This window comes from Erwinia papayae, assembly GCF_058241465.1.
Window position 1 is genome coordinate 324,991 of the sequence record NZ_JBZCHT010000009.1, and the last position, 16,321, is coordinate 341,311.

The 16,321-nt window shown below is 58.1% G+C and carries 9 protein-coding genes and 1 pseudogene; all 10 read right to left on the reverse strand.

Annotated features, from left to right (window positions below; all coding sequences use genetic code 11):
* Position 1: 1 nt before the first annotated feature.
* Complete coding sequence (locus tag AC3RPL_RS06345; protein ID WP_490739344.1) at positions 2–1,327, reverse strand: MFS transporter; 1,326 nt, start codon at positions 1,325–1,327, stop codon at positions 2–4.
* 42 nt (positions 1,328–1,369) lie between these two features.
* Complete coding sequence (locus AC3RPL_RS06350) at positions 1,370–2,383, reverse strand: Zn-dependent oxidoreductase (RefSeq protein WP_490739345.1); 1,014 nt, start codon at positions 2,381–2,383, stop codon at positions 1,370–1,372.
* Positions 2,384–2,561: 178 nt separating this feature from the next.
* A complete protein-coding gene (gene yegS / locus AC3RPL_RS06355; protein WP_367167739.1) occupies positions 2,562–3,464 on the reverse strand; it encodes a lipid kinase YegS in 903 nt (300 codons plus the stop codon).
* Positions 3,465–3,721: 257 nt separating this feature from the next.
* Positions 3,722–5,095, reverse strand: coding sequence for a prephenate-dependent tRNA uridine(34) hydroxylase TrhP (gene trhP, locus AC3RPL_RS06360; RefSeq protein ID WP_490739346.1), 1,374 nt, complete (start codon positions 5,093–5,095; stop codon positions 3,722–3,724).
* 165 nt (positions 5,096–5,260) lie between these two features.
* Entirely contained in the window at positions 5,261–5,968 is a 708-nt protein-coding gene (gene baeR / locus AC3RPL_RS06365; protein WP_490739347.1) for an envelope stress response regulator BaeR, read from the reverse strand.
* A gap of 38 nt (positions 5,969–6,006) precedes the next feature.
* Complete coding sequence (gene baeS / locus AC3RPL_RS06370) at positions 6,007–7,392, reverse strand: envelope stress sensor histidine kinase BaeS (RefSeq protein WP_490739348.1); 1,386 nt, start codon at positions 7,390–7,392, stop codon at positions 6,007–6,009.
* Positions 7,392–8,774, reverse strand: a complete 1,383-nt coding sequence (mdtD, locus tag AC3RPL_RS06375) for a multidrug transporter subunit MdtD (protein ID WP_490739349.1) — start codon at positions 8,772–8,774, stop codon at positions 7,392–7,394. Before mdtD ends, baeS begins: the two co-directional genes overlap by 1 nt.
* Positions 8,767–11,832 (reverse strand): annotated as a pseudogene (gene mdtC / locus AC3RPL_RS06380) (multidrug efflux RND transporter permease subunit MdtC). Before mdtC ends, mdtD begins: the two are co-directional and overlap by 8 nt.
* Positions 11,829–14,945 (reverse strand): MdtB/MuxB family multidrug efflux RND transporter permease subunit, encoded by a 3,117-nt coding sequence (locus AC3RPL_RS06385; RefSeq protein WP_490739350.1) that lies wholly within the window; start codon positions 14,943–14,945, stop codon positions 11,829–11,831. Before AC3RPL_RS06385 ends, mdtC begins: the two are co-directional and overlap by 4 nt.
* On the reverse strand, positions 14,945–16,180 hold the full coding sequence (locus AC3RPL_RS06390) for an MdtA/MuxA family multidrug efflux RND transporter periplasmic adaptor subunit (RefSeq protein WP_490739351.1): 1,236 nt from the start codon (positions 16,178–16,180) through the stop codon (positions 14,945–14,947). Before AC3RPL_RS06390 ends, AC3RPL_RS06385 begins: the two co-directional genes overlap by 1 nt.
* Positions 16,181–16,321: the final 141 nt, after the last annotated feature.

Genomic DNA, 16,321 nt, shown 5'->3' on the forward strand with positions numbered 1-16,321 from the left:
GTCAATCCTTATTAGGGTGGCGCGCAGGCTTCAGTGCGCCGTCAGAGATCGGATGGCTGGCGTTTTGCTTTGGGCTTTTAATCACCAACAGTACCAGCATAGCGCCCAGCGCGGCCACACATCCAGCCAGCACGAAGGCGCTGTCAAATTTTCCGGTCTGTTGCACGATGACGCCGGTGACCCAGGGCCCGACAATACCGGAAAGGCTGCCGATCAGATGAATAAAGCCGCTGATGCCGCCCACGCGACTTTTATGCACCACGTCCTGCACGATAGCCCAGTAGATTGCCCCGGTGATGTAGAGGAAAAAGATGGATACCGACATCAGCATCACTGCGGTCCACACCTCTTTCACCGACCCGGCCAGGGCCACACACAGCGCCGCAGCCAGCAATGAGACCACCAGCACGATCTTCCTGGACAGCAACAGCCTGCCGGTAATACTAAAGATTTTGTCTGAGATCCAGCCGCCCAGCGCCAGCCCGACAAAGCCAACTATCCACGGGACCATGGTGGTGATGCTCATCGATTTAATGTCGAGATTGTGCGCCTGGACCAGATAAGCCGGAAACCAGCTGAGGAAGAAAAACAGAATGTAGTTGTAGCAGAAGAAGGCGAAAGCCGTGACCAGGATCACCGGCTGGCGCAGATAGTGCTTCAGCCCGAAAGCGGCCTGGGTTTCTTCCGCTTCTTCCGTGGCGGCCTGCTCTGCTTTCATCCGGGCAATCAGGCTGCGTTCTGCTTCGCTGACGCGACGACTTTTCAGCGGATTATCTGCCGAGATAAGAAACCAGGCCAGCATCCACACCAGGCCGATTGAACAGATAATGACAAAGGCCAGACGCCAGCCAAACGCCAGAGCGAGGTAGCCAATCACCGGACCGGCAACGGCACCGCCGAGCGGCGAACCGGCACTGAGAAAGCCCATGGCCGTGGCGGCCTGCCTTTTGGGAAACCAGCCGTTAATCGCCTTATTAGCCGAGGCGCAAATCGGGCCTTCCGCCATGCCAAACAGCACACGAAGAATGAGCATTGACCAGAAGCCGGTCGCCAGCGCGGTAAACCCGCAAAACAGTGACCACAAGCCGACGGCCACGCCGAGCACAAGCGTGGGGCCAAATTTATCGGTCGCCAGTCCGCCAACGAAGTTAAAGATAGCGTAGCCAAAGAAGAAGCTACTGAAAATCATGCCAAATTCCGCAGCGTTCAGCGTTAAGTCCTGCTCAATCAACGGCAGAGTCAGAGAGAGCGCGACACGATCCAGATAGTTAATCATGTAGACCAGGAACAGCAGCAGGACGATAGTCCAGCGTAGATTTTTAAACATAACGGTTCCTTGCTTATATTTCTTACCGATGGGGGGCTGCCGTCAGTCGGTGACCGCCAGGATAACTTTGCAGCAGTGACGTGGATCTTTCTCAAACAGCGTCATGGCGGACACAATGTCACCGAGCGGCAGATAATGCGTGACCAGTTTTTCCGGCTGGATGAGTTTCCTCTCCATCCAGTCGATAACCTGCGGAAAACGGTGGCTGTTAAGGCGTGAGGTAAACAGCGACAGCTCCTTGCTGGTCAGGCTTTGCTGAGTCAGCGTGCAGGGATCTGCGGAGAAGCCCAGCAGGCCGATTCTTGCTGCCGGAGAAGCCAGCGCCACCGCTTCTGCGAGAATGGCCGGATGGCAGGCGGCATCGATAATCAGCGTCGGCTGTTCCCCTTCCAGTTGTGCATGCAGCGGAATATCACTGTTATCCAGCACCACGTCGGCTCCGTTCTCCTTCGCCATCGCCAGCCGTTCAGGCAGGCGATCCGCAACCATCACTTTGCGCAACTTATACACTCCCTTCAGTACCTGAATGGCAGTCAGCCCCATCGGTCCGGCACCGTAGATTAACGCCACGTCGGCGGGTTGTGGCTTGAGAAAGGCGCAGATGTTGGCGGCGATGGTAAAGGGCTCTACCAGGCTTGCCAGTCTGTCGGGAATGCTGTCCGGCAGGGCATACGCATTGGCGGCAGGCACCACGGCGTATTCACTGAAGCCGCCATCCCGATGCACACCAATCACCTGCAACTGGCTGCAAACGTTGGGACGTCCTACCGAGCAGGGATAGCAGTGACCGCAGCTGACCACCGGATCGACCGCGACGCGCTCACCGATGCGCGCAGCGTCAACACCATCGCCCACGCTGTCAATAACGCCGAAAAATTCATGTCCGATGACGCGCGGATAACGGGCGAAAGGATTGTGCCCGTGCCAGATGTGCACGTCTGAACCGCAGATACTGGCATATTGCACCCTGATTCTGACCTCGCCGACAGCCGGTTCCGGCTGCGAACGTTGCTGCAATCTCAGTTCCCCTGGTTTTTCAATTACCACCGTTTTCATGGTTTTTTCCTTGTATTTTGCCTGCTGGTTAAACCTCAGTTAATCGGCAAAAAATACACATTGACGTACTACCATACAAGATGGTCGTCGCCGGGGTTAGACCAGGATCACATTTCGTTCTGTTGCAGGATCTGAACCGGAGCCGAAACGGCAAACCGGTCAGCAGTGGGAGGGCAGTTTACACCAGCAATTCACAGGAGGGCGGCAGACGGCAGGAGAGGGCGTCGGGTATCACCTCAATGCGGAATGAACAACCGGTGAGGGGTTCACCGTCAAGATTAAAGGTCATCTCATGGGGCGCGGTGATTTCCAGCCACGGCAGTGAAGCGCGAATAATATTGGGATTGTCATCATCGCCGCCAAAAATAGAGTTGAGCAGCGTGGGTAACACCTCTTTCGAAGTGACAATACTCAGTTCCAGCAACCCGTCATTGATCAGTGCGGCCGGACAGAGGCGCTGACCGCCGCCCGCCTGCCTGCCGTTACCAATAGCGATAACCAGTGCGTCACCCTGCCAGCTGAAATCCGGACCGCGCAGTTCGCAACTGTCGGCTTTCAGCGTATCCACCCGCATCAGACCGTGGATAAAGTAGGAGACGCCCCCCAATGCAGATTTTAATTTCTCCGGCGTTTCGGTGGTGATACGGGCACCAAAACCGCCGGTTGCCATATTGATAAAATAGCGCTGCTGGTTAACCCTGGCGAGATCCACCGGGGTGGCTTTACCCACAATCGCCAGCCGTAATGCATTCTCCATTTCTTGTGGTATCCCGGCGCTGGTGGCGAAATCATTGGCGGTGCCCAGCGGGATAATACCCAGTACCGGTCGGCTGTCCGCAGGCAGGCCGACCAGCGCGGTGGCAATCTCATTGATGGTGCCGTCGCCGCCAGCGGCAACGACGGTGGTGGCATTCAGCCGCAGCGCTTCATTGACATAGCGCTCCCCATCCCCATGTTCCCAGGTGACCCGCACCTCAACCGGCACCCCTTCCTGACGCAGGGTCTGAATAGCGGTGCGCAGGGCTTCATTACCTGCTCCTTTACCATTAAGGATCACCAGCGTAAGCGAATGTTTGTCCATCTGTTTTTCCTGTCAGAACGGGCTTAAAACTGCTTCAGTTATAGCATATTTAATCAGAAACCGGGCTGAGGAAAAGAAAAGGGTGGCCCGCCAAGTAATATTCCGGGCGGGCCAGAGAGGAGGTTGGAAAAAAACGCTGTTTTATGTGAGTTATTTTCAGCGGCACTATCATAGCCAGAAAACGCCTGAAACAGTGTGATCGGTTTCTGATAATGACCACTGAAAATGTGATTGCCGTCCGGCCAGGGTTTGGGTTTTTACTCTGCCGTAACTGCCTGTGAAGGCGCATCCGCCGGAACAGTGGCGAAATTACGCATCAGTAGGGCAAAGGCCAGCTCGATCTCCTGTGGCAGCGGGATCCAGACAAAATGACCATTGCCGGGGGCAACCTCAGTCGGTTGCGATTTTGCATTTTCCATTTCATCCAGCCGGAAGGTAATGTTGCCTGCCGGGGTCATCAGTTCCAGGCTGTCACCGATGCTGAATCTGTTCTTTACTTCAACCTGCGCCATCCTGCCGCGACGTTCACCGGTAAACTCCCCGACAAACTGCTGCCGGTCGGAGGCGGAAAAACTTTGCTGATAATTCTGATAGCTGTCGTGGGTGTGGCGACGCAGAAAGCCTTCGGTATAGCCGCGATGCGCCAGACCTTCAAGGGTGTTCAGCAGGCTGCTGTCAAAGGGCTTACCGCTGGCCGCATCGTCAATAGCCCGGCGATATACCTGGGCGGTGCGGGCGCAGTAGTAGTGTGATTTGGTGCGGCCTTCGATTTTCAGCGAGTGCACCCCCATCTGCGTCAGCCGTCCGACGTGGGCCACCGCCCGCAGATCTTTTGAGTTCATTATGTAGGTGCCGTGTTCATCCTCGAAGGCGGTCATGTATTCCCCCGGACGCATCGATTCTTCAATCATAAACACTTTGTCGGTGGGCTGACCTTTTCCCAGCGTTGGCTCGATGTTAGTCACCGGAATCGGCTGATACTGATGCACAATCTGTCCCAGTTCGTCCTGTTTACCTTCCTGTACTTTGTATTCCCAGCGGCAGGCATTGGTACAGGTGCCCTGATTGGGGTCGCGTTTGTTGATATAGCCGGAGAGCAGGCAGCGACCGGAATAGGCCATGCAGAGTGCGCCGTGGACGAAAATTTCCAGTTCCATATCAGGCACCTGCGCGCGGATCTCCTCAATCTCTTCCAGCGACAGCTCACGCGACAGGATCACCCTGGTCAGCCCCATCTGCTGCCAGAATTTTACCGTCGCCCAGTTCACCGCGTTCGCCTGTACCGACAGATGAATATCCATCTGCGGGAAGGCTTCACGCACCATCATGATCAGCCCCGGATCGGACATGATCAGCGCGTCCGGCCCCATTTCCACCACCGGTTGCAGATCGCGGATGAAGGTTTTCAGCTTGGCGTTATGCGGCGCGATATTGACCACCACGTAGAACTTTTTCCCCAGCTGATGGGCTTCATTGATACCGGTTGCCAGATTCTGATGATTAAATTCATTGTTACGCACGCGCAGGCTGTAACGTGGCTGACCGGCATACACAGCATCAGCGCCATAGGCAAAGGCGTAGCGCATATTTTTCAGTGTACCGGCCGGGGAGAGCAGTTCCGGTTTGAACATGGGAGATTTCCAGTTTTTGACGTCAGATGAGATTGCGGTACGGCGGGCGGTGGCCTGCTGCCGCCACTGCTTTTGCTGACGGTGTGCTTTCAGCAGGCGATTATCGCGGCAACCCTGCAAAATGTACGGGGATTGTAGAAGCAGGCGTCAGTAATGTAAATGGCGTCAGATCAAACGGCAGACATCTGCCTCCCAACGATAGCCCATGCCGTATACGGCGCGAATAAAGGGTTGGTCAGCATCCAGTGCCTCCAGCTTACGCCGCAGGTTCTTGATATGGCTGTCAATGGTGCGATCAGTCACCACCCGGTAATCATCGTATAAATGATTGAGCAGCATCTCGCGCGTGAAAACGATGCCCGGCTCCTGCGCCAGGGTTTTCAGCAGGCGAAACTCAGCGGGCGTGAGGTCCAGCGTGGTGTTATTCCAGCTGGCCTGAAAGCGCCCCTCATCCACCACCAGCAGGGAAGCTTTCTGGGCCTCTTCCGGCGTGTAACGACAGCGTTTGAGAATGGTTTTCACCCGCGCCACCACTTCGCGTGGGCTGAAAGGTTTGCAGACATAATCGTCTGCCCCGGTTTCCAGTCCCAGCAGGCGATCGATTTCTTCGGTTTTGGCGGTGACCATAATAATCGGCAGTTCGGAAAAACGGCGGATTTCACGACACAGCGACAGACCATCCATTCCCGGCAGCATCTGGTCCAGCAGGATCAGATCCGGTGGCGTCTGTTTTACCCACGCCAGCACCTCGTCGCCACGCAGCAGGTGGTGGGTGCGGTAACTGGACGCTTGCAGATAATCAACCAGCAGCTGGCCGAGTTTAGGTTCATCTTCAACGATCAGGATCAGTGGGGCCTGGATTTGCGAATTCATAACACTCCATGCACAGCGTGAGGGTGAAATGCCCTCTCTTAATGGTTTTTGCAGGGTAAGTGTACTGTAATTCTCAGCCCTCCGGCAGAGGCATGATCGGCAGTGATGCGCCCGTCGTGTGCTTCGACGATATTCTGACAGATAGCCAGCCCCAGCCCGGAGCCGCCGCTGGCCCGGTTACGCGAGCTTTCGGCGCGATAAAAGCGCTCAAAAATCTGCCCGCGCTGCGCGTCAGTGATGCCGGGCGCGCTATCTTCGAACTGTAACAGCCACTGGCTCTCCAGCTTTTCCACCGTTACCGTCAGCCCGCCGCCGGCATCGGTGTAACGCAGGCTGTTTTCCATCAGGTTGGTGAACAGCTGTATCAGACGATTCGGGTCGCCAAACAGCACCGCCTGTTCAGGTAACGCAAGGCGCAGGGTCAATCCCTGCCGTTGATAGAGATGGCTGAAGTTGGCAGCAACCAGCTCCAGCAGCGGCACCAGATTAATGTCGCTTTTACGGTAGGCCAGCGCGCCCTCATCGGAGAGTGACAGCTGATGTACATCATCCACCAGTTTGGTCAGCGTGCTGACTTCACCCTGCAAAGAGACGATAGATTCCGGCGTCAGCTGACGTACCCCATCCTGAATGGCTTCCAGTTCACCCCGCAGGATCGCCAGCGGGGTTCTCAGCTCGTGAGAAATATCGGCCATAAAGGCACGGCGCATACTTTCGTTTTTTTCCAGCGTGCCGGCCAGACGGTTAAAATCCTGGGCGAGGCGGCCCAGCTCATCACGGCTGTTGGCCTGCACCCGGCTGGTAAAATCACCGGCCGCCAGCCGATGGGTGCCGTCCACCAGACGTTTTACCGGTGCCAGCAGCCCGCGGGACATCAGCCAGGTAACCAGCGCCGCCAGCAACATCGTCAGGCCGACGATAATCCAGCTGGTGCGTTTTTGTTGCTGATCGAAGTTGATGTCGGCGCTGCGGGTCAGGCGTTCAGGCGGCGAGCCAATCACCCAGCCGACAACATGCCCGTTGCTGGTGGTGATATTGCGCCGGTTACCCTCCGGCGGCACCGGTGAGCGGGGGCCAATCATCACATGATACTGCTGGTCAATCACCCAGAACTGGGTGCGCCAGCCATGGGGCGGCAGTTGGTTACTGGATTCCGGATTCTGCTCCAGCGAGTGCAGGATCTGAAATACCAGCCGGTTATTATTGCGCAAAAAGTCCCAGCTGCCGTGCTGCTCGTACTGGTCGGCCAGCGCATCGCTGAGCATAATCAGCCGCTGCTCATTGCCTTTTTTAATGTAATCGATAAAGCCGTGCTCAAAGCTGAGGCGAACCCCCCAGTGCATGGTAATCAGCACCAGCATGCAGGTGGAAAAAATCGCCATAAATAACTTGGCGGTAATGCCGATACGCAACTTCGCAAACATCAGGAACTCCTCCGGCGGCTCAGCACCACATTTTTAGTGACATCAGACGGCACGCGCCTGAAGACCAGCGCAGGCAGAATAATCACCACCGCCATACAGAGCCAGCTGTAAATAAAGGCCTGATGCACGTCGGGACTGTCAGCCAGCGTCTGGTGACCAAAAGTCCCCAACAGCAGCCCGGCGACGGTGACGCCGATACTCATCGATAACTGCATAATCATCGACAGCAGGCTGTTGCCACTGCTGGCCAGCTCGTCCGGCAGCGATTTCAGCGTCAGGGTGTTCATCGCTGAAAAGCGAATGGCGTTGACCATGCCCAGCAGGAACAGCACCACCAGACTGAGGGCGACCGTGGCGTACACCAGCACGTTGCGGTAACCAAAGCGGTTTACGGTCTGCACCACGATACGTTTCATCCCCATATTGCCGAGCACCATTGGGATCATCATCAGCCCGGCATGAAACGGGCTGAACCCCATGCCAATTTGCAAAAACAGCGGTGCCATAAACGGCAACATGCCACTGCCGATGCGGCCGGTGAAGCTGCCAAGCAGGCCGAGGGCATACAGCGGATGACGAAACAGTGCCAGACTGAACAGCGCGTGCTGATTGCCCCGCGCATGCAGCAGATAAAACAGCAGCGAAAACAGGCCGGTCAAAATAAACAGGCACAGCAACAGAGGAGAGATCCCCAGCCCTTTCTGACCATCCAGCGCCAGCGTCAGCGTCGCCATGCCGGTTGCCAGCAGAATAAAACCGGGGAAATCAAAGCGCCGTGGCGACAGCCGCAGATTCGGCAGCAGCAGCAGGGTGGCGATGGCCCCTGCCAGCCCGACCGGCAGATTAATCAGGAAAATCCAGTGCCAGCTGACATATTGCACCAGCACGCCGCCGAGCGCCGGCCCCAGCAGCGGACCAATCTGACCGGGCAGCGTGACGAAGGTCATCGCCGCCATATATTGTTCACGCGGCACCAGCTTCATCACCGTCAGGCGACCGACCGGCACCATCATCGCCCCGCCGATGCCCTGCACCACGCGGGCGATAATCAGCTGATCCAGCGTGGTTGCCAGCGCACAGAACAGCGAGCCGACGCTGAACAGAATAATGGCGCTGAAAAAAATATTCCGCACCCCAAAGCGGTCGGCCAGCCAGCCGCTGACCGGCAGCATCACCGCGACGGTGAGCACATAGGCCACCACCACCGTGTGCATATGCAGCGGGTTCTGATGCAGGCTCAGCGCCATTGAAGGCAGGGCGGTGTTGACAATGGTGGTATCCAGCGACTGCATAAAGAAGCCAAAGGCCACTATCCACAGCTGCCAGCGCGTGCGGGAAGGAAGGGCATTTTCCGGCTCTGGCCGGGCTGTGTTGTCAGGCATGGTTGGCGTCGACTCGGTTACGGTGGGATTTGCGCCGCAGCTTATCCATATACAACCAGACCACCGGCGTGGTGTAGAGCGTCAGCAACTGGCTCATCACCAGGCCACCGGCGATGGTAATCCCCAACGGCTGACGCAGTTCCGCGCCATCGCCGGATGTCAGCACCAGCGGCAGAGCACCAAACAGTGCCGCCAGGGTGGTCATCATAATCGGACGAAAACGCAGTATGCTGGCCTGGAAAATGGCCTCGCGGGCGCTCAGACTGACGTTGCGCTGCGCGTCCAGCGCGAAATCGACCATCATAATGGCATTCTTTTTGACAATGCCGATCAGTAGCAGGATGCCAATCAGCGCGATCAGGCTGAACGGCGCGCTGAACAGCTCCAGCGCCAGCAGTGCGCCAACGCCTGCGGAGGGCAGGGTGGAGAGGATGGTCAGTGGATGCACGTAACTTTCATATAACATGCCCAGCACGATATACATGGTGGCGATGGCGGCCACAATCAGCCACAGCTGACCGCTCTGGCTTTTCTGAAAGGCCTGCGCCGTACCGGCAAAACTGCCGCGAATGCTGGCTGGCACGCCCAGTGCGGTCATGCTGCGATCGATAGCATCGGCTGCCTGCGACAGCGTCCCGCCCTCCGGCAGGTTAAAGGAGATCGTGGTGGCTGCCGACAGCCCCTGATGGTTGACGGACAAGGGGGCGTTAGCCGGTTGCCAGCGGGCGAAATATGACAGTGGAATCGACTGACCGTCGCTGTTAATCACGTACATTAAATCCAGCGAACTGATGTCCTAGGTGTAGCGCGGATCGACTTCCATCACCACCCGGTACTGGTTCAGGGGCTGATAAATGGTGGAGATTTGTCGCTGACCAAAGGCATTATTCAGCAGACTGTTAACCTCTGATACATTAATCCCCAGCCGTGCCATGCTGTCACGGTCGTAGGTCAGCGCCATTTCTGCTCCTTTATCCTGCTGATCGGAGTTAACATCGGCCAGCTCGGGCAGCGCGGCAAAAGCCTGACGAATTTTCGGCTCCCAGATGCGTAAATCTTCCAGACTGTCCGACAGCAGGGTGTACTGATAACCGGCGTTGGACTCGCGGCCACCCATGCGAAAATCCTGCACCGCCTGTAGCCACAAGCTGGCACCAGACTCGCCGGCCAGCTTAACCCGCAGCCGGGCAATCACCTGCTGGGCACTTTCGCTGCGCTGTTTTAACGGTTTCAGCGAGATAAACATCATGCCGCTGTTGGTGCGGGAGCCGCCGGTAAAGCCCACCACGCTCTCCACCGCCGGATCGTCACGAATGATTTTCATAAAGTCCTGTAGTTTGCCACGCATTGCCTGAAACGAAATGCTCTGATCGGCCTGAATTGAGCCCATCAGTCTGCCGGTATCCTACTCTGGCATAAAGGTTTTGGGTACCGTGGCGTAGAGATACACGGTCAGGCCGATGGTGGCGAGAAACACCAGCAGCGTCCAGCGCGCATGGTCCAGCACCCAGTTTAGCGAGCGACCATAGCCATGCTGAATATGGCTCAGCAGGCTGGCGGAACGGGGGCTGCGGGGCGGTTGCGCCTTGAGTAAACGGGCGCACATCATCGGCGTCAGCGTCACCGAAATCACCAGCGAAATGGCAATCGCCACTGACAGGGTCAGAGCGAATTCCTTAAAGAAGCGACCCACCAGCCCGTCAAGCAGCAGCAGCGGCAGGAACACCGCAATCAATGACAGGCTCATCGACAATACGGTGAAGCCCACTTCGCGCACCCCCTTCAGCGCCGCGTCAATGGGCCTGATGCCCGCTTCCACATGGCGGGAGATATTTTCCAGCACCACAATGGCATCATCGACGACAAAGCCCGTTGCCACGGTCAGTGCCATCAGGGAGAGATTATTCAGGCTGAAGCCAAGCAGATACATGGCGGCAAAGGTGCCGATCAGCGACACCGGCACGGCGATGGCCGGGATAAGCGTCGCCCGGCCTGAACGCAGGAAGACAAACACCACCAGGATAACCAGCGTCACGGAAATCACCAGCGACTGCTCCACCTCGGCGAGTGAGGCCCGGATGGTCGGCGAGCGGTCCTGAGCGACATCAAGATGAATGCTGGCCGGAATAATTTTTCCCAGTTCAGGCACTTCAGCACGGATCCTGTCCACCGTGTCGATAATGTTGGCTTCCGGCAGTTTGCGGATAAGCATCAGAATGGCCGGTTTGGCATCAGCCATCCCGGCGTTGCGCAGATCCTGCACCGAATCAGTGACGCTGGCCACATCCTGAAGACGCACCGCAGCCCCGTTACGGTAGTGCACCACCAGCGGCTGATACTCAGCTGCGGTTTTCAGCTGGTCGTTGGTTTTTATCTGCCAGCGCTGCTGGCTGTCTTCAACCGCTCCCTGTGGACGACGTTGGTTAGCATTGGCGATAGCCTGACGCACCGCATCCAGCGACACACCCTGACTGAACAGCGCCTGTGGATTCAGCGCCACCCGCACGGCGGGCAGGGAACTGCCGCCGATGGAGACATCCCCCACGCCATCAATCTGCGCCAGCTTTTGCGCCAGCTGGGTGGAAGCAAAGTCATACAGCTCCCCCTGCGAATAGCTGTCCGAGGTCAGGGTCATAATCATCACTGGCGCGTCGGAGGGATTCATCTTGCGCCAGCTGGGGCGGGCGGGCATGCCGGTGGGCAGCAGACTCTGGGCGGCGTTAATCGCACCCTGCACATCGCGCGCCGCGCCGTTGATGTCACGGTCATAATCGAACATCAGGATGATGCGCGTACTGCCCAGCGAACTGGTGGAGGTCATCTCCGTCACCCCGGCAATACGCCCCAGTGAGCGCTCCAGCGGCGTGGCGACGGTGGCGGCCATCGTCTCTGGCGATGCGCCGGGCAGCGAGGCGGAGATCATGATCACCGGAAAATCCACCTGCGGCAGCGGAGCGACCGGCAGCAGGCGGAAACCCAACACGCCTGCCAGCGTCACAGCGATGGTCAGCAGCATGGTCGCTACCGGCCGGTGAATAAACAGCGCATAAAATTTCACTGCGCCTCCTTGCGGACGATGCGGCGGCGTGATGCCTGGGCCAGCCGATCAAACAGCAGATAGATAACCGGGGTGGTGAACAGCGTCAGCACCTGGCTGAGGATAAGCCCGCCCACCATGGCAATGCCCAGCGGCTGACGCAGTTCTGCGCCCTGGCCGGTGCTGAGCATCAGCGGCAGCGCCCCCAGCAGCGCGGCCAGCGTGGTCATCAGGATCGGGCGAAAACGCAGCAGGCAGGCCTGATAAATCGCCTCGTACGGGGCCATTCCCTGCTCCCGTTCGGCGGCGAGCGCGAAGTCGATCATCATGATGGCGTTTTTCTTCACAATACCGATCAGCAGGATGATGCCAATAATGGCAATCACATCCAGCTCACTGCCGCTTAACATCAGCGCCAGCAGGGCACCGACCCCGGCGGTGGGCAGGGTGGAGAGAATGGTAATGGGATGAATAAAGCTCTCATACAGCACGCCCAGCACGATATACATCGCCACCACGGCGGCGATGATCAGCCAGACGGTGCTGGAGAGCGCCGCCTGAAACGCCAGCGTACTGCCCTGGAACTGGGTCATGATCTCGGCAGGCATGGCCAGCTCCCGCTCGGCTTTGGTGATGGCATTCACCGCCTGTTCCAGTGAGTAACCCTCGCTGACGTTGAACGAGAAGGTGGTGGACGGAAACTGGTCGAGATGGTTGATGCTCAGCGCGCCGTGGCGCTGCTCCACCCTGGCGATGGCGCTGAGGGGCACGATGGTGCCATTGCTGCTTTGCAGACGAATCGCATCCAGCGCGGCCAGCCCAGGCGTGGTGCTGGTATCGTGCTCCAGCACCACGCGGTACTGACTGGCCTGAGTATAAATGGTGGAAATCAGTCGCTGACCGAAGGCGTTATACAGGGCGTTATCGACGTCGGCCATACTGATCCCCAACCGCGTGGCGCTGTCGCGATCCACCCTGATAAAGGCTTCCAGCCCCTGGTCCTGCCAGTCGCTGCTGACGTCCTGTAACTCGGTTAACACGGCCAGCTGCGCCATCAGCCTGGGCACCCACAAACTGAGCGAATCAATCGATCCGGCCTGAAGCGTAAACTGATACTGGGTGCGGCTGACGGTGGTATCAATGGTCAGGTCCTGCACCGGTTGCAGATAGAGATTGATCCCGGGCAACTGCGCCACCTGCTGCTGTAAACGTCTGATCACCACCGGGATGCGATCGTCGCGCTCGCTCAGGGGTTTGAGATTAATTAACAGCCTTCCACTGTTCAGCGCCGGATTGGTGCCGTCAACGCCGATAAATGAGGTCAGGCTCTCTACCGCCGGGTCCTGCATCAGCCGCTCTGCCACCTGCTGCTGACGCTGCGCCATACTGGCATACGAGACCGATTGCGGTGCCTGAATTGTTCCCTGAATAATGCCGTTATCCTGTAGCGGGAAGAAGCCTTTCGGAATGGTCATCCACAGCAGCACCGTCAGCGCCAGCGTACCCAGCGCCACGCTGAGCGTCAGCCAGGGGTGGTTCAGCACCCTGCTGAGCAGGCGGCCGTAACCGGCGATAACCCGGTCAAACATCGCTTCGCTGGCGCGGAAAAAACGATTCTGTTTTTGCAGCGACTCAGCGCTGAGCATTCTGGCGCACATCATCGGCGTCAGGGTCAGCGATACCACCGCAGAAATAAGGATGGCAATCGCCAGGGTGACGGCAAATTCGCGAAACAGGCGGCCCACGATGTCGCCCATAAACAGCAGGGGGATCAGCACGGCAATCAGTGAGAAGGTCAGCGAGATAATAGTAAATCCAATTTCGCCCGCCCCTTTCAGCGCGGCGGCCAGCGGTTTCTCCCCCTTCTCGATATAGCGCGAGATATTCTCGATAACCACGATGGCATCATCCACCACAAAACCGGTGGCAATGGTCAGCGCCATCAGCGTCAGGTTATTGATGGAAAAACCGAGAAACCAGATCACCGCGAAGGTGCCAATCAGCGACAGTGGCACGGCCACAGCAGGAATGAGGGTGGCCGGGATATTGCGCAGAAACAGCCAGATAATCATTACCACCAGTACAATCGCCAGCAGCAGCTCAAACTGCACATCGGCGACCGACGCGCGGATAGTGCTGGTGCGATCGGTCAGCACCTGCACATCCACCGATTTGGGTAACGTGGCGGTCAGCCCCGGTAACATCTGCCGGATGTTGTCGGCGGTGGTAATAATATTGGCACCGGGCTGGCGCTGGATGTTAAGCACAATGGCGGGCTGGCGGTTCGCCCAGGCACCCAGCCAGCGGTTCTCTGCCCCCTGTTCGACGCTGGCGACATCCCGCAGCCGTACCGGCGAACCATTCTGGTAAGAGACTATCAGCTGGCGATAGTCCTCGACTGATTTCATCTGGTCATTGGCGGAGAGGGTGATGGAACGTTCGGGACCGTCGAGGCTGCCTTTCGCGGAGTTGACGTTGGCACTGCTGATGGCGCTGCGCACCTGTTCACTGTCCAGCCCCAGCGCGGCCAGTGCCTGTGCGTTCAGCTTCACCCTGACCGCCGGCCGCTGGCCCCCGGATAACGTCACCAGCCCGACGCCGGAAACCTGCGAAATCTTCTGTGCCACCCGCGTTTCCACCATATCCTGCACCTGGGTTAACGGCATACTGGTGGTGGTGACGGCCAGCGTCATAATCGGCGGATCGGCAGGGTTAACCTTGCTGTAGACCGGGGGATTGGGCAGATCGGCAGGCAGCAAATTGGTGGCGGCATTGATCGCCGCCTGCACTTCCTGCTCAGCCACATCCAGCGATAGCGTCAGCTGAAACTGTAGGGTGACTACCGATGCGCCGCCTGAACTTTGCGAAGACATCTGTTTTAAGCCTGACATCTGACCAAACTGGCGTTCCAGTGGGGCGGTAATCGACGAGGTGACCACATCGGGGCTGGCACCGGGATAGAGCGTCACCACCTGAATGGTCGGGTAATCCACCTCCGGCAGCGCGGAGACGGGCAGGGCGCGCCAGGCAAGGATACCGGCCAGCAGAATAGCGACCATTAACAGGGTGGTGGCAACCGGGCGAAGAATAAACTGGCGGGAAGGACCGCCATGATGGGGGGGCAGAACCTGCATCAGTCGCTGGCTCCTTTTGCCGGCTGGCGGATTTTACCACTGGTCAGCGGTACGGACTGAGGGGCGACCACCTCTACTTTCGCCCCTTCGGTCAGGCGGTCGATGCCATCGGTCACCACCCGCTCCCCGGCCTCCAGCCCGCTGGCGATCACCACTTTCTGGCTGTCCTCTGACCCAATGGTCACCGCTTTCTTACTGACGAGGTTCTCGCTGTTGACCACCCAGACAAAATGGCCTTCGTTGCCCATCTGCAATGCGGCAGGCGGAATGACGATCGCATCCTGTAAGGTGCTGACCTTCAGTCGGGCGTTAACAAACTGGTTGGGAAAAAGCGCATCGTCCTGATTGGCAAAGCGCGCTTTCAGTTTGACGGTCCCGGTGGTGGCATCAATCTGGTTGTCCATACTCAGCAGGGTGCCGTGGGTTAACAGCGTTTTGTTGCTGCGATCCCAGGCTTCCACCACCACGGGCTGAGCACTTTTCTGCGCCGCCAGCACGCTGCCGATATCGTTTTCCGGCAGGCTGAATACCAGGTCGATGGGATGCGTCTGGGTGATCACCACGATGCCGTTGGTGTCGCCGCTGGTCACGTAGTTGCCGATGTCAACCTGACGCAGACCGACGCGTCCGGAAATGGGCGAGGTAATCCTGCTCCAGGTCAGATTAAGCTGAGCGCTGGCGACGCTGGCCTGGTCAGCTTTAATCGTTCCGAGCGTTTCACTGACCAGGGCGCGCTGGGCATCCAGCTCCTGTTGCGAGACCAGATGGCTCTTTGCCAGCTGTTCATAGCGGGCCAGATCCCGGCGGGCATTAGCCAGCGTGGCCTGATCTTTTGCCAGCTGGCCCTCTGCCTGCGCCAGCGCAACCTGCCAGGGGCGGGGATCAATTTCGGCCAGCAGCTGACCGGCCTTCACCTCCTGCCCTTCGTCAAAATGTATCGCGGTCAGTTCTCCCTCCACGCGACTGCGCAGGGTGACCGTATTGGCAGCTATCACCGTGCCCAGCCCGGAGAGAAACTGCGGCACGCTTTGGGTCGCCGCCTGCGCTGCCTGCACCGGCGGCAGCGCACCACCGTGTCGTCCCCCTTTGCCGCCTGCCGACTGCCGGTGATTGCCCGGCTGAGCGCTGTCAGGCTGAGATGTGCTGTGACTCAACCACCAGTACGCGCCACCGGCGGCCAGCGCGGCGACGATAAGGATCGGCAAAAATTTTCGGGAACGGCCTGTGCTGTTCATAGTGGGTGTCAGCTCTCCGGTAGCAAGGTGTGAAGTCCAGGGTAAAAATGCCAGCCCCTGAGTTTAGCCAGTTTGACGGCTGAAAAATTGAAGGAAATAAGGATAACGATTCAGCCAGGGTAAGTATTCGCAACCTGAAAT